Origin of the sequence: Amycolatopsis thailandensis (assembly GCF_002234405.1) — a bacterium.
Classification (GTDB): domain Bacteria; phylum Actinomycetota; class Actinomycetes; order Mycobacteriales; family Pseudonocardiaceae; genus Amycolatopsis; species Amycolatopsis thailandensis.
Genome location: NZ_NMQT01000119.1, coordinates 1 through 20842 on the forward strand (window position 1 = coordinate 1; position 20842 = coordinate 20842).

The 20842-nt window shown below is 68.1% G+C and carries 20 protein-coding genes, 2 tRNA genes and 1 pseudogene; 7 read left to right on the plus strand and 16 right to left on the minus strand.

The window, feature by feature from the left end; all coding sequences use genetic code 11:
• The 3 genes and pseudogenes from CFP71_RS31880 to CFP71_RS31890 all read left to right on the plus strand — a co-directional run.
• A pseudogene (locus CFP71_RS31880) lies at window positions 1-378 on the plus strand (hypothetical protein); the annotation flags it as partial.
• Entirely contained in the window at window positions 378-1019 is a 642-nt protein-coding gene (locus CFP71_RS31885) for a pyridoxine/pyridoxamine 5'-phosphate oxidase (RefSeq protein ID WP_093937660.1), read from the plus strand. The pseudogene CFP71_RS31880 and the gene CFP71_RS31885, both read left to right, overlap by 1 nt.
• Before the next feature lie 93 nt (window positions 1020-1112).
• Complete coding sequence (locus CFP71_RS31890; protein ID WP_093937661.1) at window positions 1113-2390, plus strand: M14 family metallopeptidase; 1278 nt, start codon at window positions 1113-1115, stop codon at window positions 2388-2390.
• On the opposite strand, the gene CFP71_RS31895 is transcribed toward CFP71_RS31890, so the two are convergent.
• On the minus strand, window positions 2391-3575 hold the full coding sequence (locus CFP71_RS31895) for a DNA glycosylase AlkZ-like family protein (protein WP_093937662.1): 1185 nt from the start codon (window positions 3573-3575) through the stop codon (window positions 2391-2393).
• Window positions 3576-3629: 54 nt separating this feature from the next.
• Between CFP71_RS31895 and CFP71_RS31900 the strand changes: the two genes are divergently transcribed.
• Genes CFP71_RS31900 through CFP71_RS31915 form a run of 4 tightly spaced genes read left to right on the plus strand, consistent with a single transcriptional unit; the run spans window position 3630 to window position 6309 of the window.
• On the plus strand, window positions 3630-4634 hold the full coding sequence (locus CFP71_RS31900) for a helix-turn-helix transcriptional regulator (protein WP_093937663.1): 1005 nt from the start codon (window positions 3630-3632) through the stop codon (window positions 4632-4634).
• Window positions 4635-4644: 10 nt separating this feature from the next.
• Window positions 4645-5496 carry an ADP-ribosylglycohydrolase family protein gene (locus CFP71_RS31905; RefSeq protein WP_093937664.1) on the plus strand — a complete coding sequence of 284 codons (852 nt, stop codon included), beginning with the start codon at window positions 4645-4647 and terminating at the stop codon, window positions 5494-5496.
• Between the two features lie 60 nt (window positions 5497-5556).
• Window positions 5557-5886 carry a hypothetical protein gene (locus CFP71_RS31910; RefSeq protein ID WP_093937665.1) on the plus strand — a complete coding sequence of 110 codons (330 nt, stop codon included), beginning with the start codon at window positions 5557-5559 and terminating at the stop codon, window positions 5884-5886.
• A gap of 24 nt (window positions 5887-5910) precedes the next feature.
• Window positions 5911-6309, plus strand: coding sequence for a helix-turn-helix domain-containing protein (locus tag CFP71_RS31915; protein WP_093937666.1), 399 nt, complete (start codon window positions 5911-5913; stop codon window positions 6307-6309).
• Here the strand turns inward: CFP71_RS31915 and CFP71_RS31920 are convergent.
• The 15 genes from CFP71_RS31920 to gnd form a co-directional block, all read right to left on the minus strand.
• Window positions 6224-7696, minus strand: coding sequence for a DHA2 family efflux MFS transporter permease subunit (locus CFP71_RS31920; RefSeq protein WP_093937667.1), 1473 nt, complete (start codon window positions 7694-7696; stop codon window positions 6224-6226). The genes CFP71_RS31915 and CFP71_RS31920 overlap by 86 nt on opposite strands.
• A complete protein-coding gene (locus CFP71_RS44370) occupies window positions 7693-7860 on the minus strand; it encodes a hypothetical protein (protein ID WP_167406346.1) in 168 nt (55 codons plus the stop codon). Before CFP71_RS44370 ends, CFP71_RS31920 begins: the two co-directional genes overlap by 4 nt.
• A complete protein-coding gene (locus CFP71_RS31925) occupies window positions 7857-9185 on the minus strand; it encodes an amidase (RefSeq protein WP_093937668.1) in 1329 nt (442 codons plus the stop codon). Before CFP71_RS31925 ends, CFP71_RS44370 begins: the two co-directional genes overlap by 4 nt.
• Window positions 9186-9266: 81 nt before the next feature.
• Window positions 9267-9779 carry a YbaB/EbfC family nucleoid-associated protein gene (locus CFP71_RS31930; RefSeq protein ID WP_244199917.1) on the minus strand — a complete coding sequence of 171 codons (513 nt, stop codon included), beginning with the start codon at window positions 9777-9779 and terminating at the stop codon, window positions 9267-9269.
• A 9-nt stretch (window positions 9780-9788) separates the two neighbouring features.
• Entirely contained in the window at window positions 9789-10823 is a 1035-nt protein-coding gene (locus CFP71_RS31935) for a hypothetical protein (protein ID WP_093937669.1), read from the minus strand.
• Between the two features lie 8 nt (window positions 10824-10831).
• Window positions 10832-11203 (minus strand): hypothetical protein, encoded by a 372-nt coding sequence (locus CFP71_RS31940; RefSeq protein WP_093937670.1) that lies wholly within the window; start codon window positions 11201-11203, stop codon window positions 10832-10834.
• 582 nt (window positions 11204-11785) lie between these two features.
• Window positions 11786-11858, minus strand: a tRNA-Ala gene (locus CFP71_RS31945).
• A 36-nt stretch (window positions 11859-11894) separates the two neighbouring features.
• Window positions 11895-12083, minus strand: coding sequence for a DLW-39 family protein (locus CFP71_RS31950; RefSeq protein ID WP_093937671.1), 189 nt, complete (start codon window positions 12081-12083; stop codon window positions 11895-11897).
• Between the two features lie 317 nt (window positions 12084-12400).
• Window positions 12401-12474, minus strand: a tRNA-Ile gene (locus tag CFP71_RS31955).
• A gap of 47 nt (window positions 12475-12521) precedes the next feature.
• Window positions 12522-13208 (minus strand): DUF3566 domain-containing protein, encoded by a 687-nt coding sequence (locus CFP71_RS31960; protein WP_093937672.1) that lies wholly within the window; start codon window positions 13206-13208, stop codon window positions 12522-12524.
• A 36-nt stretch (window positions 13209-13244) separates the two neighbouring features.
• Window positions 13245-15767: a DNA gyrase subunit A gene (gene gyrA / locus CFP71_RS31965; RefSeq protein ID WP_093937673.1), complete on the minus strand. Its 2523-nt coding sequence runs from the start codon at window positions 15765-15767 to the stop codon at window positions 13245-13247.
• A 51-nt stretch (window positions 15768-15818) separates the two neighbouring features.
• Window positions 15819-17786, minus strand: coding sequence for a DNA topoisomerase (ATP-hydrolyzing) subunit B (gene gyrB, locus CFP71_RS31970; protein ID WP_093937674.1), 1968 nt, complete (start codon window positions 17784-17786; stop codon window positions 15819-15821).
• Window positions 17787-18005: 219 nt separating this feature from the next.
• Entirely contained in the window at window positions 18006-18596 is a 591-nt protein-coding gene (locus CFP71_RS31975; protein WP_378275558.1) for a DciA family protein, read from the minus strand.
• 174 nt (window positions 18597-18770) lie between these two features.
• Window positions 18771-19925 (minus strand): DNA replication/repair protein RecF, encoded by a 1155-nt coding sequence (recF, locus tag CFP71_RS31980; RefSeq protein ID WP_093937675.1) that lies wholly within the window; start codon window positions 19923-19925, stop codon window positions 18771-18773.
• 9 nt (window positions 19926-19934) lie between these two features.
• Entirely contained in the window at window positions 19935-20825 is an 891-nt protein-coding gene (gene gnd / locus CFP71_RS31985) for a phosphogluconate dehydrogenase (NAD(+)-dependent, decarboxylating) (RefSeq protein WP_093937676.1), read from the minus strand.
• Window positions 20826-20842: the final 17 nt, after the last annotated feature.

Consider the following 20842-nt stretch of genomic DNA (forward strand, 5'->3'; position numbering starts at 1 on the left):
GGTGGCGAGACGCGCATGGTGGCGGTCGACGTGTCGGCGGCGCAGATGTACGCGTTCGTCGGCGGGAAGCTCTGGGGCGCGGCGGTCCAGGGATCGGTGAACGCGAAGCTGACGTTCTGTTTCCCGCAGCCCGCCGAGGTCTATCAGCAGGTGCAGTGGCAGCAGTCGCAGGGCCAGCCGCCGATGCCGCCCGGACCGCCGATGCCGCCGCCCGGTCAGCAACCGCCTCCCGGCTGGCAGCCGCAGCAGCCACCGGCGCCGCAGTATCCGGTCGGGCCGCCGCCGGCGCAGGGTCCGCCGCCGGGGCAGCATCCGCCGCACTATCCGCCGCCCGCGCCGGGCTATCCGACGCACGGCCAGCGTCCGCCGGGGTACTGATGGAGCGCACGTTGCGCGGCTGGCCGTCGTTTCCCCGGGAACTTCCGGAATTCGACATCGACGCCTCGCCTGCCGGCCCTCGCGAGCTGTTCCTGGAATGGCTCGACGAAGCCGGGGAACACGTCCTGGCGCCGCACGCCGTCACTCTGTCCACAGTGGACGCCGATGGGGTGCCGGACGCGCGGGTCGTGATCCTCAAGGACGTCGACGGCGACACCTGGGCGGTCGCGACGAGTTCCGAAAGCCCGAAAGGTGCGCAGCTGGCGAAGAATCCGTTCGCCGCGCTGACGTTCTTCTGGCCGGGACGAGGCCGTCAGGTCCGCTTGCGCGGCTCGGTGAGGCTCGCCGATCCCGAGGTGTCCGCGGCCGATTTCACCGCGCGTCCGCCCGCGTCCCGGGTCGAGGCGTTCATCGGCAGGCAGTCCGAAGTGCTCGAAGATCCGGCCGATCTCGAAAGCGCGGCCGAGGAGGCCCGCCGGTGGGTCGAGGAAAACCCGGACGTGGCACCGGAAACCTGGACACGCTATCTGGTGACGCCGTCCGAAGTGGAGTTCTGGCAGGCAAGCCACGACCGGCGGCACCGGCGGCTGCGCTACCGGAGCGAGAACGGGACCTGGCGCAAAGAACGCCTCTGGCCGTAAACGGTAACTGGGAACGACGATCGTCGGGTTGTCGTGGACGATTCACTTCGGCGACGGTGAACGGCACCTTGTCCCCTGCACTTCGGAGGCGAAATGTCCACACGCCGTCGCATTGGGGGCGCCTTGGCCGCCACAGGGCTCGCCCTGCTGGCCGTCACGACGCCCGTCGCGAACGCCCAGACCGGCGACCCGGCGAGAGGGCTGTATTCGGTGGAGGGCGCGAACGACTCCGCGAAGCGCACCGCCGTCGCCCGCACCGGTGTCGACATCGCGGGCTCGCGCGGTGGCGCGCTGACCGTCGTCGCCACGCCCGATCAGGCCGCGAGCCTGCGTGCGAACGGGTTCGGCCTGAAATCCCTCGGCGACTTCGACAGCATGCTCAAGCAGCGCAGCGGACGCGCGGGCACCTCGGCCGTCGCGGGTGACTTCCCGCCGGGCGACGAGGCGTACCACACCTACGCCGAAACGACCGCTGAGCTGCAGAAGGCCGCGAAGGACCACGGCGACATCGCGACGCTGTCCAGTGTCGGCAAGTCCTACGAGGGCCGCGAGCTCAACGTGCTGAAGATCAGCGACAACGCGGCGAAGGACGAGGACGAGCCCGAGGTCCTGTTCACCTGCAACCAGCACGCGCGCGAGCACCTCACCACCGAGATGTGCCTGCGGATCGTGAACCGGTTCACCAGCGGATACGCGACCGATCCGGCCATCAAGAAGATGGTCGACGAGCACGAGATCTACGTGATCCCGAACGTCAACCCGGACGGCTCCGAGTACGACATCACCGGCGGCGAGTACCAGGGCTGGCGCAAGACGCGGAAGCCCGTGCCGGGCAGCAGCGCGGTCGGCACCGACCCGAACCGCAACTGGGACTACAAGTGGAACTGCTGCGGCGGGTCGAGCAACAGCCCGTCCGCCGAGGACTACCACGGTCCGTCGGCGTTCTCCGAGTCCGAGACCAAGGCCGTCGCGGACTTCATGAACTCCCGGGTGGTCGGGGGCGCGCAGCAGATCAAGGCGCACATCGACTTCCACACCTTCTCCGAGCTGGTGCTCTGGCCGTACGGCTACACGAAGGCCGAGACCGACACGGGCCTGAACGAGGAGGAGGCGAAGCGCTTCGCCGACGTCGGCAAGCAGATGGCCGCCACCAACGGCTACACGCCGGAGCAGTCCAGCGATCTGTACGTCACCGACGGCGACATCAACGACTGGGCGTGGGGCAAGCACAAGATCCTCAGCTACACCTTCGAGATGTACCCGAAGGACGGCGGGATCGACGGCTTCTACCCGCCCGCTTCGGTGATCCCGGAGCAGACGGCCCGCAACGACAAGGCCGTCGACATCCTGATCAACGAGGCGAAAGCCTGATCACCCACTGAGATCGGCCACTCGCGACGCCCGGCTCTTCGGCGAATCCAAGCTGAAGCTCCGGGCGTCGCCCAGTTGGTCGCGGACGAACTCCAGCGTTTCCGCGACCGTCTCGCGCAGCGCGGCGTCTTCGTCCCCGAAGAACTTGTAGACGATCTTGTTCGTCTCGGTGTCGAACTCCCACAAGCCGGCGAAGCGGCCCCGGTCGACGATGAGGTGGCTCGGCGGATCCGCCTGGCCGCCCAGCGTCTCCCCCGCGCGGCCGCCCGGTACGGGTCGTTCGACGTCGGCGTCGTCGAGCAGCCGCGACATCTCGCGGTGCAGCAGGTGGATGCCGTCGACCCCGGCGAGCAGTGCGTACGACGGCTTCGACGGCACGGTGAAGCCGTCGTACTCGTCCGCGAGTTCCTTGGGCATCAGCAGATCGGTGCCGTCGAGCGGCACGAGGTCCAGCTGTTCCACGATCTTCTTGGCGTGCGCCGCGGTGAAACCGGAGAACCAGCGGAAATGCCTGAGTGACGCCGGAGCGGCCCACGAGAAGTACCGCCTGGCCAGTTCGACCCGCGCGGTGTCCATATCGGACAGTCCGCCGCGCGGGGACGGCGTCCAGCGGACATAGCCGTAGCGCTGCTGATCCAGCCGTCCGTTGACCGGGACCCGGCGGATGTCGCCGCGGGCTTGGAGCAGGCCGAGCGCGAGCGGCAACGTCGTGGTGGTGCCGCGTTTGCGGCCGGCCTCCCCGAGATTGCGCACCGCGGATCCGGCGGCGCCCTTGATCGCGGCGGGCGCGAGCGGTTCGGCGGACGCGTCGAGCAGGTCGGCGACGGTGACGCACAACTGCTCGATCTCGGCCTGCGTGACGCCGAGGTACTTCTCCGCGGCCATGAGCTCACCGGCGGGTGCCCCGGCTCCGACGGTCAGGCCGAGTTCGAAATCCGCCGACGGCAGGACGTAGGTGCAGCCGCGCGCCGAGGGCAGTTCGTGGATGGCGAGCCGGGCGACGTCCGCGTCGATCGTCTCGCGGTCGAGCCGGGCCCTGGCGAACAGCCCGAGATAGGGCGCCGAACCGCCGATCGAGCGCATCCAGCCGGTCCGCTCCAGCACCGCGGCCGCCGGTGACCCGTGCAGCGATCCATCGAGACCTTGACGATGTGCCCACCACGCGCGCAGCTTGTCGGTCGCCATGCCTTCCACGGTATGGGCACCCCATGGCTCTCCGCAGCCTGGCACGATCGTCAGGTGCGCAAGCGGTTCTCGGAAGGTTCCCCGATCGCGTCGACGGTGGTCACCGGCGACGATTTCGGCGAGCTCGAGCACACCTTCCAGGCGTTCCTCGCGCCGGACACGGTCAAGCTGCACACCCCCGCGCCGACCGGTTCGTTCGACATCTCCCAGCTCAGCGGCCTCCGTATCCCCGGCATCGACCCCGGCGGGCTCTCGGTCTACGAGCTGACGCTGGATTCCGACCTCGTGCTGCAGGGCGAGGAGACCCCTGAGGCGTACACCGTGGTCGTGACTCTCAACGGCCGGAGCCAGATCACGATCGACGGCGAGGTCGTCCCGGCGCGCCACGTCGTGACCGGTCCGGAGACGCGGTTCCAGAGCCGGTACGACCATCCCGACATCCTGCTGCTGCGCCTGGGCAAACAGCTGGTGGCGGACACGATGCGCGAACGGCTCGGCGAGGCGCCGACGTCGACCCTGCGCTTCGATCCGGCGGTCGTCGAAACGTCGGGCATGCACCAGTGGCTCACCCTGCTCCACACCTTCGGCGAGACCGCCGCGTCCGGTCTGTTCGACAAGTCGCCGCTGGCCGCCTCGCATTTCGAAAAGCTGCTGCTGCACGGCCTGCTCGACACCCAGCCGCATTCGATGTCCGGCGACCTCGCCGAAGAACGGCCGCGGCCGAAGTCGACGGTGGTGCGCCGCGCGATGACCTACTGCGAGGAGCACGCCGCCGAACCGGTGTCGATCGGCGAACTGGCGATGGCCGCGCGGATCAGCGTGCGCGCGCTGCAGCTGGCGTTCCGGGCTGAACTCGGGCTGACGCCGATGGAGTACCTGCGCCGCGTCCGGCTCGACCACGTGCACCAGGATCTGCTCGCGATCGCGCGCGGTCGAGCCGAAGGCACCGTCACCGACGTCGCGCTGCGCTGGGGCTTCACGCATCTCGGCCGGTTTTCCGGTCTTTACCGCGACACCTACGGCAAACTCCCTTCGGAAACGGCACGAATCACCGCCTGAAGGAGTCCGGATGCTGGTCGAGCTGGCCATCGGCGACGCGTACGGAGGCGCCTTCGAGCACGCGCCCGCGAGTTTCGTCGCCGAGCACAACACGCTGGCCGGTTACGCACGGCATCCCGGCCACCTCGGCGTCTTGCCCGGCCGCTACACCGACGACACGCAGATGACGATCGCGATCGCCGAACTGCTCGTATCCGGACGCCGGTGGACACCGCTGATCGTCGCCGAACAGTTCGTCCGGGCCTATCACCGCGATCCGCACGACGGCTACGCGCCGCGTTTCCATCAGCTGCTCAGCGAGGTCCAGGACGGCGAAGCTCTGCTTCGACGGCTCCAGCCGCAGAGCGACAAGAGCGGAGCGGCCATGCGCGCCGGGCCGATCGGGCTCCTGCCGACCGTCGACGACGTCCTCTATCACGCGAAACTCCAGGCCAGGATCACGCACGACACCCCGGCCGGGATCGCCGCGGCGCAGGCGGCGGCGCTCGCCGTCCACTACTGCCACCACGGGGTCGGCCCGCTTTCCGAGGTCGCGAGGTGGATCGACGGGATCCTTCCGGAGGATGTCGGGCACGAAGGCTGGGCGCGGCCGTGGTCGGGCAAGATCGGCCCGCGCGGCTGGATGAGCGTCCGTGCCGCGCTGACCGTGCTCGCCGGCGGCGGCGGTCTCGCCCGGATGCTCCACACCTGCGTCGCGTTCACCGGCGACGTCGACACCGCCGCGACCATCGCGCTGGCCGCCGCGTCCCGTTCCCCCGAGGTGGCGCAGGACCTGCCGCCGGTCCTCTGGCGAGATCTGGAGAACGGCGAGTTCGGCCGCGACTACCTGGCGGGACTCGACGAGCAGCTGCTGCGCATCTGACGTAGGCGAGATCCACGGAACGCGGACGTGTCCGCGGGCTCGTTTCGGCAGACTGGGCCGGTGAAGTGGCTGATGCGGAGTGGCGCGACCGCCGGTTGGCTCGCGGCGAGCGCCGCGCTCGTCGTCGGCACGGCGAATCTCGAACCCGAGCACGGAGAACGCGCGGTCGACGCGTTCGGATACACCGTCGTCGCGCTCGCCTGTGTCACGCTCGCCGGTGTCCGGCGATGGCCGACGGCGACAGCGGCGACGGAAGCGTTTGCCCTGCTGGTCTACCTGGGGTTCGGCTATCCGACGAGATCGTGCGCGGCAGTGGCCACTCGATCAACACCAGTCTCGCCGCCCAGAGTTTCTACCGGTGGACCTTCACCTGGTTCGCTCGAAAGTTAGGGTGACCTAACCTAGACTGGTCGCATGACTTCCTTGACGCCGGTTCGCGAGGCCGCCGACCATTTCGGGCTGGCGATCTCGACCCTGCACTACTGGGAGCGCCGCGGCCTGATCACCGCCTCCCGCCGCTCGGGGCAGCGGTATTACGACGACGACCAGCTGTATCGCATCGCGCTGATCAAGCATTGGCGGCGCATCGGCGGGCTCGGTCTGTCCAAGATCACCGAGCTGCTGGCCGAACAGCACCGCTGGCGCGAGGTGGTGGCGGGTCAGCTCGCCGAGATCGAACAGGAGCGTGCGCGGCTCGACACCGCGCACGACTACCTGGTCGAACTCCTCACCTGCCGCCGGGAGGGGAGGCTTGAGGACTGCCAGTGGTTCCGCGACCGGGTCGACCTGCCGGCGCACGCGGCGGCGAGCTGAGTCCCGGCATCGTCACCGCCGCGACCACGGCCGCGGCCGCCAGACAGACGGCGGAAGCGACGAACGCGGCGGTGTAGCCGTGCACCTGCGCCTCACCCGGCGGCCCGCCGTTCTGCCAGGCCGCGGTCACCGCCGCCGCGAGCGCGGTCAACGCGGCGAGGCCGATCGCGCCGCTGGTCTGCCGGACCGTGTTCAGCAGACCGGCGGCCAGGCCGTTCTGCCGCTCCGGCACCCCGCTGGTGGCGGCCACGGTGATCGGGGTGAAGGCCGCGGCGGTCCCGAATCCGAAGACCGTCCCGGGCAGCAGCACGGAAACGACGTACGAGGCGTGCGGGCCGGCCAGCACGGCGACCCCGGCGAGACCCACCGCTCCGATCGCGCAGTACAGCGCCGTCGCGCGCCGGGGCCCCAGCCGCACCGACAACCCGCCCGCCGTCCGCGCGCCGACGAACATCGCCACCCCCACCGGCAGGTACGCCAGCCCGGCCCGCAGCGGCGAATACCCGTGGACGTCTTGCAGGTACAGCGAAAGCAGGATCGGACTGGCGAGGAAACCCAGCCCCAGCAGGAAGATCACCAGGTTCCCGCTGAGTACCGAACGCAGCCGGAAGATCCCGAGCGCGACCAGCGGTTCCGCCGCCCACCGATGCTGGTGCAGCAGGAAGACGCCGAGCAGGACGAGCCCACCGAACAGCGGCAGCAGGACGGACCCGCTTCCCCAGCCGTCGGCCGAAGAACGCATCACCGCGTAGACCACGCCGACGAGTCCCGCCGTCGACAGCACCGCGCCGAGCACGTCCAGCCTGCCGCGCGGACGGCCCCGCTCTCTCGGCGGCAGCGCTGTCGCGGCGAGGACGGCCACCACCCCGATCGGGACGCTGACGAAGAACACCCAACGCCAACCCGCCCACTGGGTCAGCAGTCCGCCGATCACCGGTCCCGCCGCGGCGGCGACGGCGCCCATCGCACTCCAGGTGCCCAAGGCCCGCGCGCGGCGGACGGGTTCGGTGAACGTCGCGGTCAGCGAGGACAAGGTCACCGGCATCAGCAACGCGCCGCCGAATCCTTGCACCGTCCTGGCGACCAGCAGCGTTTCCGGCGAGCCCGCCAATCCGGCGGCGAGCCGCGCGACGGTGAACAGGCTCATCCCGAGCACGAACATCCGCCGGACCCCGAATTCGTCGCACAACCGGCCGCCCAGCAACAGAAAACCGGCGAAAGCGAGCGTGTACGCGTTCACCACCCAGGTCAGCGCGCCGGACGAGAAGCCGAGACCGAACCGGATCGAAGGCAGGGCGACGGAAACGATCGTCGCGTCGAGGATGACAACGAACGATCCCGAACAGGCCAGCGCGAGCACGGCGCCTTCACCGGGACGGCGCGTCATGCCGGCCTCCCGTTCGGCACCGGCGCGACGTCGCGATCCATCGGCACCGCGTACAGGGAGTCCACTGTGGACAGCCAGCGCAGGCGGCCCGACGCCCGCTTGTCGGACTCGTCGGCCGGGAGTTCCGCCTCGGCCAGCAGGAGATCGATGAGTTCCGGAGTCATCGGGCCGCCTGGAGCGCGTCACCGGCACGCAGCACGGTCGCCTCGTCGAAAAGCCGGCCAGCCAGTTGCAGCGACAGCGGCAAACCGTCACCTGTCTTTCCCATCGGCACGGCGAGGACCGGGTTCCCGACGCCGTTCCAGTACGGCGTCGTGATCTTCTCGAAGACTTCCGCGTTCTGTTGCCCGGCCTCGTCGGCGACGTCGTCGAGCAGCGGAGCGCCGATCGACGCGACGGGACTCGCGATCACGTCGACGTCGTCGAAGAGCCGCGCCAGTTCCTGCCGCACCACCTGCCGTACCCGTTGTGCCTGCACGTAATCCGCGCCGGACACCAACGCCCCCGCCGCGAAGATCCCCCGTGCCGAGACGCCGAAGTCCGGCCACCTCGTGATCAGCTCGGCTCGGTGGTGGGCAAGGGCTTCACAGCTCGCCGTGACCAGCACCGCGGTGGTGAGCTCTTTCCAGTACGGCAACGTGACCTCGATCAACGTCGCCCCCAGGCCCTCCGCGAGAGACAACGTCTCGTCGAAAACTCCGGCCAGCGCGGGATCGGCGTCTTCGGGGAAATGGTGCTCTCGGACGACCCCGACGCGCAGTCCCGTGAGGTCACCGGTGAACTCCGGCGCCACGAAAGGAACTTCGGCGATGACCTCCAGCAGTGCCGCGCAGTCACGGGCGGTGCGGGCCAGCGGTCCGATCCGGTCGAGGGTGTGGGCGAGCGGTACGCAACCCGCCCCCGATACCCGCCCGTACGTCGGCATCAACCCGGTGACACCGCAGAACGCGGCGGGCATCCGGATACTGCCGGCGGTGTCCGAGCCGAGCCCGGCGAAGAACATCCCGGCGGCGATCCCGCTCGCCGTCCCCGAACTGGACCCGCCCGCCCAACGCTCGGTGTCCCAAGGGTTCCGCGGGATCGGGAACGGTTTCGCGCGGTCCGGGACCCCGCAGCCGAACTCCATCGTCGAGGTCTTCCCGACGATGACCCCGCCCGCTTCCTTCACCCGCGTCGTCACCGCGGCGTCGATGCCCTGTCCCCAGTCGAGCACGGTGCTCTGCGCCGTCGTCGGCGCCTCCGCGACGGCGATGAGATCCTTGACGCCCAACGGGATTCCCTGCAACGGTCCGCGATCCACCCCGGCCGCGAACTCCCGGTCCGCCCGCCGCGCCGACGCGAGCGCGTGCTCGGGGAACCGGGTGATGTACACCCCGAGTTCGTCGGCGACGGCCAGCGCGCGTTCCGCCAATTCGACGCTGGTCACCTCGCCGCGACGCAACGCCTGCCCGGCTTCGAGCACCGAGCCCTCGTGTTCTCTCCGCACCACAACCCCTCCGGTCCCGGCGGCGCCGGAGTGACGCCGCCGGACCAGGGTGCGAGCTGAAGCGCGGTTGAGCGCAAGCCCGTACTACCAGGAAGGGTTGTATCGCAGGCCTTGCTCGTAGTACTGGTCGTCGGATTCCGCCGGTGCGGGCTGCTCGTCGAGGTCGGGCCCGGCCGGTTCTTCCGAACGGTCCTTGAGCACGACGTTCTCCGTGTCCGCCGGTGCCCGGCGCGACGCGGGCGGCACGGGGGAAGCCGTTTCACCGGTGTCCTGGTACGACGGCGTGAACCCGAGCCGCCAGCGGAGCCTGTCGGTGATGTACCCGGCGTTGCCGATCGGCGCCATCAGTTCCGCACTGCGTTTCGCGGATCCTTGCTGCGCTTCCTGGTAGGTCCGCATGACCGCGTCCGCGATCTCGGCGGGCGACATCCGCGCCGCGGAGTCACCGACTCTGAGCCGCGTCATCACGCCGTCGGTGTTGACCGAGACGGAGACGGCGCCGTCCGGCGAGGACGCGTCCACCGAAAGGGCGGCCAAGGCCTCGAGCATCGCCTGCCTGTCGGCGGGCGGTTTCTTGGGCTCCGGTTTGTCAGCCACGATCCTCCGTCAGTCGGTGGGCAGTGGTGACAGTTCCATCGGCGGCTGCTCGAACTTGCCGTCGTTCGAGATGTCGACGTTCTTGTCCCGGACCCGCTTTTCCGTCCCCTTGTCGGTCTTCTCCGTTTCGAAGTTGCTGGGGTCGAAGGTGTCGCCCGGGCTGACATCCGGCGGCTCGGGGATGGCCGGGAGGCCGTTGATCTCGGCATTGATCTTCGAGATCAGCGCCTCCGACGCCCGGTACATGCTTTCCCGGACGCTGTCCACGGAATCTTTGTAGCTGGTGTAGAGGGTTTCAGGGCTGTCCCCGAAGACCGCGGACTGCTCGCTGGCGTAGGTGGAGATCCCCGCCCCTGCCGTGGCCCCGGCGAACTGGATGGCGTTCGCGGTGGTGAAGAACGTCGCCGCGGTGAGACCGCCGGTCGCGGGGGCGGCCGCCACGAGCAAGACTCCGACAGCGGCGGCGAACCCCGCCGCCAGCGCCTTGAACAGAGCGGATTCGTCTTGGCGTTCCTGGTCGTCCCGGTACTTTTTCGCGGCGGCCAGGAGGGCCTCGGAAAGCTGGGTCAAGTCGTGTCGCGCGGACGCGATGGCGTCACGCGCGGCCACGATGTCGGCTTCCAGCACGGTGAGTTTGGTGCCCACCCTGGTGTAGGTGTTGACCAGCCCCTGGATGTAGCTCTTGGCGCTCTCCGCCCCTTCGCCGCGCCATTTGAGAAGCAGGACCAGCGAGCGGTCGAGCGACGTTTTCGTGTCCCCGAACGCGTTCCAGATACGTTCGTACGCCTCGATCATGACCTGCAGGCTGTTGTTCCCGACCAGTTCCGCCTCGGAGAACTCGAGGAAGAAGTCGCGGACCTCCTCTTTGCGCGGGCCACCGAGATCGAGTTCGAAGCCGGGGAACGGCGAGAAAAGGAGGTCCAGTGCCAAGAAGGCTTTTTCGGCCCCGACTTTGAGGTCCTCGGAGATTCCCTCGAGAAGTTCTTCGTTGCTGACGCTTTCGGAGGTGGTTTCCGCGTCCAGCGCGTTGAAGTATCCGTCCATGCCCGCCGCTACCCCTGTTCCCCGTACGCGGCGCGGTTCACTCGCTGCCGGTTCTCCTCGTTGACGGATTCGTACAGCTCGGCGACCCGCGCCAGCGCTTGGCTGGCGTCCTGCGTGCTGCTGTGCAGCTTCGCGAGCATCTTCTCGACGGCCGCGCGGTGTTCCTCGTAGGCCGCCGAAACCCCGCGCATGCCCAAGGACTTCCCGAAGGCGGTGTCCGGCGCGAACATGCCGGGGAGGAAGCCGCCCGTGATCGGGTCGGGGGCGGGCACGTCCTGTCCCTGCACCCCCGTGTGGACGGTGCTGACGATGTCAGCGGCTTTTCCCAGCTCTTTGCTCGACGCCCTGAGATCGTCGAGGTCTGTTTCGAAATCGACCATGTCGTCACCTCGCTATCCCGTGATTCCACCCCCATGTAAGCAGCGTTGACTTGGCTGAGAGCGCGACTTCGTGATCCGGGCCGGGTGACGAACGTCACCACGCGGGGCGGCTCTTCTACCGCTCGATTTCGGGACGCGACCGAGGCGGGCCGGCGGCAGGACACCGTATGCCTTCAGCAGGTTCGCGTGTTTGTCCTTCTCGTGGGACAGCACCATGACCCGGTAGCTCAGGGCCAGCTGCAACACGATGCCGATGATCAAAAAATGACCAGAGCCGACCCGGACAGGTAATCGTCATCAGTGGCCGCCCACAGGGCGATCAGGAACACGCATATCTGGGCAGGACCCGTGTGAGCGCTTTCCCAGTATTCGAGCTTGCGCTGAAAGTACTCCGCGGCGCGCCGATGTTCGACCTCTGCCTGCTCAGGCAGCGGGTACTCGTACGGGGTAAGGCGGACCGGATGGATCCGGGAACTCCTCCACGAGAGGAGATTACGCGCGGAAGGATCGGTTGAGTGCCGGTTCCGGGAAATGACAACGGCTTGGCCTGAGGAAATCCTCGGGCCAAGCCGTTGTCGTGCGTGGAGCTGAGGGGAATCGAACCCCTGACCCCCGCCTTGCAAAGGCGGTGCTCTACCAATTGAGCTACAGCCCCGGATCGCAGGCGATCATGATAACCGCCCGCGCCGAATCAGTTGTTGCGGGACGCGTCCGCGGCCTTGGTCGGGGCGCTTCCGTTCGTGGAAACGGCGCCGAGCGGGCGCTCGGTCGGCGCGGTGGCCTCACGCCAGAGGTCGGCCTCGGCCTTGGCGGCCTTGTTGCGCTTGATCACGAACAGCACGCCGCCCGCGATGACCGCGAGTGCCAACAGCTTCTTCATCAGAAGCCCCCTCTTCCTGCCGAGTTGCTCCGCTTACCCACCGATGCTACTGCACCCGGCTCCGCAACCCCTCGGCCCCCACGTTCCACGTGGAACCAAGAACCCTGCCGGGAAGAGAAAACCGACAGGGCCACAGCCACAACGCTTTCGAGCCGCCGTCTCTTCCCACCCGCCACTACAACGGCTACGTGCCCCAACGCCGGGGGGTCCAGGGGGGCGGAGCCCCTCCTGGCGGGGGTCTGGGGGTTCGACCCCCAGAAACGAAAACCGCCCGATCGAGGTTTGCGTTGTCCGCAAACACGACCGGGCGAATCGGGTGGGCCCACCAGGACTTGAACCTGGGACCTCTTCGTTATCAGCGAAGCGCTCTAACCGCCTGAGCTATGGGCCCGAACGAGGAGAAGATTACAGGACGCCTCGCGGCGTCCTGCAACCGGGTCACTCTCGTTCGGAAAGGGTCACTTCGAGGCCTCCGGCGAGGTCGGCGGAGACGTTGTAGATGAACGCGCTGACGGTGGCGAGGGCCGAGATCAGCACGATGTTGATGGCGCCGAGGATGGCCGCGATCCCGAAGACGCGGCCGGCGCTGATCAGCGGGTCGGCCGGTGCGTCGGCTCCTTCTCCGCCGACGAGCGAGGAGTAGGTCCCGTTGAGTTTGTCCCAGACGCCCATGCCGTCGAGGACGGTGTAGAGGACGCCGACGGCGACGAGCCACACGAAGAACAGTGCGACGCCGAGGACGAGGGACAGTTTCAGCACCGACCAGGGGTCGAAGCGTTTGATCTGCAGGCTGGCGCGACGCGGTCCGCGGCCGGGGCGCCGGAGCGCCGTGGGGGTGGCACGGGTGCGGGAGGCGGACGGGATGGCGGAGGGGGCGGGTTCGCCCTCTCCGCTGTCGCCGAACAGCCTTCTCGCGGCGGTGCCGCTTACCCCGTGATAGTCGGTCACGGTTGTCGCGTCCTGCTTCGGTTCCGAGTGGGCCACGTCTTCGGTGGCGACCGAAGACACCGAGACCGTCTGCTCACTGGAGCCTTCGGGTTCCCCGGCACCGCTGTCACGCTGCCAAGGCGGGCTCGACGATCCCGCCTGCGCGCCGCCTGCTTCGGGCTTCTCGGATGGTGTCACGAGGTGTCAGTCCTTACCCAGTACGTGGGGCGTCGTCTACTGCTCCGACGCCGGGGTGTCTTCTCCTTCAGTACTACCTGCAGTGGCGACGTCTGAGGGCTCGTCCGCGTTGCGTGCGACCGCGAGAAGAGTGGTTCCTTCGTCGAGATTCATCAGCCGCACTCCCTTCGTCTGCCTGCCTGCCTTGCGCACCTGTCCGGCCGAAGTGCGGATCACCCCGCCGCTGGAGGTGATCGCGTAGAGCTCGTCTTCGGCGTCGACGATGACCGCGCCCACCAGCCTGCCACGTTTCTGGTCGTACTGAATGGTGAGCACACCCTTGCCGCCGCGGCCTTGGACCGGGTAGTCGTCAGTGGGGGTGCGCTTGGCGTAGCCGCCGCCGGTGGCGACGAGGAGGAACTTGTCCGGCTGGACGACGTTGATGCCGAGCAGTTCGTCGCCGTCGTTGAACCGCATGCCGAGGACACCGGACGTCGCGCGGCCCATGGGGCGCAGTGCTTCGTCGGTGGCGTGGAAGCGGATCGACTGGCCTTCCGCGGACACGAGGAGCAGGTCGTCCTCGGCGGCCGCGAGGACCGCACCGACGAGTTCGTCGCCTTCGCGCAGGTTGACGGCGATGAGGCCGCCGGCGCGGTTGGAGTCGAAGTCGGTGAGCTTGGTCTTCTTCACCAGGCCGCGGCGGGTCGCGAGCACGAGGTACGGGGCGACCTCGTAGTTCGGGATCTCGATGACCTGGGCGATCTTCTCGTCGGGCTGGAACGCGAGCAGGTTCGCGACGTGCTGGCCGCGCGCGTTGCGGTTGGCCTCGGGCAGGTCGTAGGCCTTGGCGCGGTAGACGCGGCCCTTGTTCGTGAAGAACAGGATCCAGTCGTGCGTCGAGCAGACGAAGAAGTGCTGGACGATGTCGTCCTGTTTGAGGGTCGCGCCCTGGACTCCCTTGCCGCCGCGTTTCTGCGAGCGGTACAGGTCGGTTTTCGTCCGCTTGGCGTACCCCGTGCGGGTGATGGTGACGACGACGTCCTCGACCGCGATAAGGTCTTCGACGGAGACTTCGCCGTCGAACGGGATGATCTTGGTGCGCCGGTCGTCGCCGTACTTGTCGACGATCTCCTGGAGCTCCTCGGCGATGATCGTGCGCTGCCGCTCGGGCTTCTCGAGGATGTCCTTGAGGTCGGCGATCTCGAGTTCGATCTCGGCGAGGGTGTCGATGATCCGCTGCCGCTCCAGTGCCGCGAGGCGGCGGAGCTGCATGTCGAGGATCGCGGTCGCCTGGATCTCGTCGACGTCGAGCAGGCTCATCAGGGCGGGCCGGGCCTCTTCGGCCGAGGGCGACCGCCGGATCAGGGCGATGACCTCGTCGAGCATGTCCAGCGCCTTGACCAGACCGCGCAGGATGTGGGCGCGTTCCTCGGCCTTCCGCAGCCGGTACCGGGTCCGGCGGACGATGACCTCGATCTGGTGCTTCACGTAGTGCCGGATCATCTGGTCCAGGCGCAGCGTGCGGGGCACGCCGTCGACCAGGGCCAGCATGTTGACACCGAAGTTCTGCTGCAGCTGGGTGTGCTTGAACAGGTTGTTCAGCACGACCTTCGCGACGGCGTCGCGTTTGATCGTGACGACGATCCGCATGCCGCTGCGGCTGTTGGACTCGTCGGCGATGTCGGAGATGCCGGTGAGCTTGCCGTCGCGGACGAGGTTCGCGATGTTCTCGACCAGGTTGTCCGGGTTGACCTGGAACGGCAGTTCGGACACGACCAGGATGGTCCGGCCCTTGGCGTCCTCTTCGACCTCGACGACCGCGCGCATGCGCACGGAACCGCGGCCGGTGCGGTACGCGTCCTCGATGCCGGAGGTGCCGAGGATCATCGCCTTGGTCGGGAAGTCCGGGCCCTTGATCCGGACGAGCAGCGCGGCGAGCAGCTCGTCGTCGGTCGCGTCGTAGTTCTCCAGCGCCCATTTGACGCCGTCGGCGACCTCGCGCAGGTTGTGCGGCGGGATGTTGGTCGCCATCCCGACCGCGATCCCGGAACCACCGTTGACCAGCAGGTTCGGGAAGCGCGACGGCAGGACGTCGGGCTCCTGGGTGCGGCCGTCGTAGTTGTCGGAGAAGTCGACGGTGTCTTCTTCGATGTCCTGCAGCATGTGCATCGCGAGATGCGCGAGCCGGGACTCGGTGTACCGCATGGCGGCGGCGGGGTCGTTGCCCGGCGAGCCGAAGTTGCCCTGCCCGTCGATCAGCGGGTACCGCAGCGACCACGGCTGGGCGAGCCGCACCAGCGCGTCGTAGATCGCGGAGTCGCCGTGCGGGTGGTAGTTGCCCATCACGTCGCCGACGACGCGGGAGCACTTGTTGTACCCGCGCTCGGGGCGGAAGCCGGAGTCGAACATCGAGTACAGCACGCGGCGGTGCACCGGCTTGAGGCCGTCCCGCACGTCTGGCAGCGCCCGCGACACGATGACGCTCATCGCGTAGTCGATGTAGGAGCGCTGCATCTCCTGCTGGATGTCGACCGGTTCGATCCGGTCGTGGTCCGGAGCCGGCGGCAAGGTTTCCGTCATGAGGTCCTTCTCGTGGGAGCAGTCCTAAGGGGACAAAAGAGCGGGACGTCGCTAGACGTCGAGGAAGCGAACGTCCTTGGCGTTGCGCGTGATGAAGGAGCGGCGCGCCTCGACGTCCTCGCCCATCAGGACGGAGAACAGGTCGTCGGCCTGCGCGGCGTCGTCCAGGGTGACCTGGCCGAGCAGCCGGTTCGCCGGGTCCATCGTGGTCTCCCACAGCTCTTCGGCGTTCATCTCGCCGAGACCCTTGTAGCGCTGGATCGCGTCGTCCTTGGGCAGCTTCCGGCCCGCCTCGACACCCGCCTGGATGACGGCGTCGCGCTCGCGGTCGGAGTACGCGTACTCCGGCTCCTGGCGCGGCCACTTGATCTTGTACAGCGGCGGCCGCGAGAGGAACACGTGGCCGTGCTCGATGAGCGGGGTCATGAAGCGGAACAGCAGGGTGAGCAGCAGCGTGGTGATGTGCTGGCCGTCGACGTCGGCGTCGGCCATCAGCACGATCTTGTGGTAGCGCAGCTTCTCGAGGTCGAACTCGTCGTGGATGCCGGTGCCGAGCGCGGTGATCAACGACTGGACCTCGGTGTTCTTGAGGACGCGGTCGATACGGGCCTTCTCGACGTTGATGATCTTGCCCCGGATCGGCAGGATCGCCTGGTACATCGAGTCGCGGCCTTCCTTGGCCGAACCGCCGGCCGAGTCACCCTCGACGATGTAGAGCTCGCATTCCGACGGGTTGGTCGAGCGGCAGTCCTTGAGCTTGCCGGGCAGCCCGCCGATCTCCAGCGCGCCCTTGCGGCGGACCAGGTCGCGCGCCTTGCGGGCGGCCATCCGCGCGTGGGCCGAGGAGATCGACTTGTTGATGATCGTCTTCGACTCGGTGGGATTGCGCTCGAACCAGTCGGCCAGCCACTCGTTCGACGTCTGCTGCACGAACGTCTTGGCCTCGCTGTTGCCCAGCTTGGTCTTGGTCTGGCCCTCGAACTGCGGCTCGGACAGCTTGATCGAGACGATCGCGGCGAGACCCTCGCGCACGTCGTCACCGGTCAGGTTGGCGTCCTTCTCCTTGAGCAGCTTCTTCTCGCGCGCGTACGCGTTGACGACGCGGGTGAGCGCGGCGCGGAAGCCCTCTTCGTGCGTGCCGCCCTCGTGCGTGTTGATCGTGTTGGCGAAGGTGTACACCGACGGCGTGAAACCGTTGTTCCACTGCATGGCGACCTCGACCTCGAGGCCGGTGCCCTTGGCCTCGAAGGAGATCACGTTGGGGTGGATCGGGTCCTTGCTGCCGTTGATGTGTTTGACGAAGTCTTCGAGACCGCCGGGGTAGCAGTAGGTCTTTTCCTTGACCCGCGCCGCCTGGCCGGAAGCGTCCTCTTCGGTCTCTTCGTCGGCGACGCGCTCGTCGCGCAGCGAAAGGGTCAGGCCCTTGTTGAGGAAGGCCATCTCCTGGAGACGACGGGAAATCGTCTCGAAGTTGTACGTCGTGGTCTCGAAGATGCCGCCGTCGGCCCAGAAGGTGATCGTGGTGCCGGTGCCGTCGGCCGCGCCGAGGTCCTGCAGCTCGCCGGGGATCTGGTCGGTGTACTCCTGGCGCCAGCTGCGGCCGCCGTATTTGACCTCGGCCAGCAGTTTCGTCGACAGCGCGTTCACCACGGAGACACCGACGCCGTGCAGACCACCGGAGACCGCGTAGGAGTCGCTGTCGAACTTGCCGCCCGCGTGGAGCACGGTGAGCACGACCTCCAGGGTCGGCTTCTGCTCCTTGGGGTGGATGTCGACCGGGATGCCGCGGCCGTCGTCGACGACGCGCACCCCGCCGTCGGCCAGCAGGGTAACCTCGACCTTGGTGGCGTAACCGGCCATCGCCTCGTCGACGGAGTTGTCGACCACCTCTTGGACGAGGTGGTGGAGGCCGCGTTCACCGGTGGAACCGATGTACATACCGGGACGCTTGCGGACGGCTTCGAGACCTTCGAGCACCGTGATCGACGACGCGTTGTACTCGCTCTTGTTCTCGGTCACAGGCGTTGATTCTCCTCGTCTACCCCGAGCGGAAGCTCGCTCGTCTCCAGTGTACTTGGCCGCGTCCGCTGACATGCGGCAAGGACACCCCTGATTTGCTCACAGGCGCGCTAATTCGTTCGAAGAAGAGTCTTGACGTTCGCGAAGCACTCTGAGCGGCTTCTCGGGGCTTTGGCGGCACGGTCTTCGAAGCACAGACGCGGCGAAGCGCAAGTCGGGTCAGCCGTACGTGTCACGCGGACCACGTCCTGGGACGTGCCGCGGCCCTTTCCGCCAGCTCGGGGCCGTCGGCCCCTGGATCCGCATCTTCTTCACCACGCCGTGCCCGACGCCTTTCGCGATCTTCGCCAGCAGCTGGCTCTGAAGCAGGCGAAGCTGCGTCGCCCACGCCGTCGAGCTCGCGCGCACTGTCAGCTCGCCGTCCTTCAAGGCGACGGGCTGCGCGTGCTCGGCGACCTCGTCACCCACGAGCCTGGCCCAGTGCCCGAAGACCTGACCGTTGGCCAGCCGCGTGTTCCAGCCGCGGTCCACCGCGATCCGGGAGGCGAGCCTGCCGAGCGGCTGCGGGTCACGGATGTCGGCGCCCGGCCCTGACCAGCGACGACGTCGCGAGCTCTGGCCGTTCGCCCCGGACCCTCCACCGGTGATACGGCCGCGACGGACGCCCGGTTCAACTCCGCGGGCCTTCGCTTTGGCTTTCGCGGCGTCCAGAGCGGCACGCGCGAGGTCACGACCGGTAGTCGGCTCATTGCCTTCAGTACCGGTTGGGCCGTTCGATACCGGAGCGCGTTCACTCTGCGTGTCGAACAGGGCTCCCTCACTCGGGTTACCGCCCGAGCGGGGGGTGTCAAGCCGCTTATCAGGCCCCTTGGTCACGCGGGGCGATAACGCGTTCACGGTGTTATCCACACTGTCCACAGGTTTGTCCCCAGATCGGTGGGCAACTGCTGTGGCGCCGATCACCCGGGGTGTCCGCCGCGCGGATCACCCTCGGTTGATCTCACCATCCGCCACGAGGAATCGAGCCCCGGCCAGTTCGGCGGGTACGTCCTCGTCCACGGCGGCGGTCACCAGTACCTGCTCGGCACCGGCCGCCACCTCCGCCAGCCGGGCCCGGCGACGCCGGTCCAGCTCGGCGAACACATCATCCAGCAGAAGCACCGGTTCCCCGGCCTCGCCACGCAGGAGCTCGTAGCTTCCCAGACGCAATGCGAGGGCGAACGACCAGGACTCCCCATGGCTCGCGTAGCCCTTCGCCGGCGCTTCGCCGAGGATGAGGTCGAGCTCGTCCCGGTGCGGGCCGACCATGCTCACCCCGCGCTCCAGCTCCAGGTTCCGGGACCGTTTCAGCGCCTCGACCAGCACTTCCTTGAGCACGGCCTGATCGGCGCGAGGGCCGTCCGGGGTGCCGTAGCCCTCTGGCATCGCTTCGCCCAGGCTCGACTTGTACGCGATCTTCGCCGGTCTCGAATCGGGCGCGACCCCCATGTACGCGGAGGCCGCGTACGGCGCGAGGTCCGCGATGAGGTTGAGCCGGGCGGCCAGCAACGCGGCACCGGCCACCGACAGGTGGTCGTCCCAGACGTCGAGCGTCGACAACGCGTACGGGTCTTCGCGTCCCGTCCGCCGCTTGCCCGCCGTCTTGAGGAGCGCGTTCCGCTGCTTCAGCACCTTCTCGTAGTCGGCGCGGACCCCGGCGTACCGGGGCGCGCGCAGCACAAGGAGTTCGTCCATGAACCGGCGGCGCTCCCCGGGATCCCCGCGCACGAGTGCCAGGTCCTCCGGGGAGAACAGCACCGTGCGCAGGATCCCGAGCACGTCACGCGGCTTGCCGACCGCGCCGCGGTTGACCCGCGCGCGGTTCGCCTTGCCAGGGGTGATCTCCAGCTCGACCGTCAGCTCGCGGTCTTCGTTGACCACCGCGACCCTGATCAGCGCGCGTTCGCAGCCGTGCCGCACCAACGGCGCGTCGGTCGCGACGCGATGCGAACCCAGGGTCGCGATGTAGCCGATCGCCTCGAGGAGGTTCGTCTTGCCGCGGCCGTTCTGTCCGACGAGGACGGTCGGGCCGGGTTCGAGCGCGAGATCGGCTTGTGGCCAGGACCGGAAGTCGGTGACCTGGAGATGTCTCAAGTACAACCCGTTTGCCTAGCTGCCGGCCTTCTTGACCGAATGGCCGCCGAACTGGTTGCGCAGCGCGGCGACGGCCCGCATCGCGGCGGAATCCTCCTGGCGCGAAGCGAACCGGGCGAACAGCGCGGCCGAGATGACCGGGGCCGGGACCGCGTTGTTGATCGCCTCTTCGAGGGTCCACCGGCCTTCACCGGAATCCTCGACGTAGCCTTCGAGGTCGTCCAGCTCCGGGTCCTCGTCGAGCGCGCGGACGAGCAGGTCGAGCAGCCACGAGCGGACGACCGTCCCGCGCTGCCAGCCCTTGATCACCGCGGGCACGTTCTCGACGACCTTCGCGGCTTCGAGCAGCTCGAAGCCTTCGGCGAAGGCCTGCATCATGCCGTACTCGATGCCGTTGTGGATCATCTTCGCGTAGTGACCGGAGCCCACGGCGCCGGCGTGCGAGAAGCCCTCTTCGCGCGGTCCCTCGGGGCGGAGCGCGTCGAAGATCGGCATGGCCTTCTCGACGTCCGAAGCGGCGCCGCCGACCATCAGGCCGTAGCCGTTGTCCTTGCCCCACACGCCACCGGAAACCCCGCAGTCGAGGTAACCGATCTTCTTCGCGGCGAGGAGGTCGCCGTTGATCTTGTCGTCGGTGTACTTCGAGTTGCCGCCGTCGATCACGAGGTCGCCCTCGGACAGCAGGTTGCCGAGCTCCGCGACGGTCTGCCGGGTGGGCTCACCGGCGGGCACCATGATCCAGACGATCCGGGGACCGTCCAGTTTGGACACCATGTCCTCGAGTGACGTGGAGTCGGTGAGGTCGGGGTTGCGGTCGTAACCGATGACCTCGTGACCGGCCGCACGCAGCCGCTCACGCATGTTGAACCCCATTTTGCCGAGGCCGATGAGTCCCAGCTGAGCCATGAAGATCCCCTTTGGTG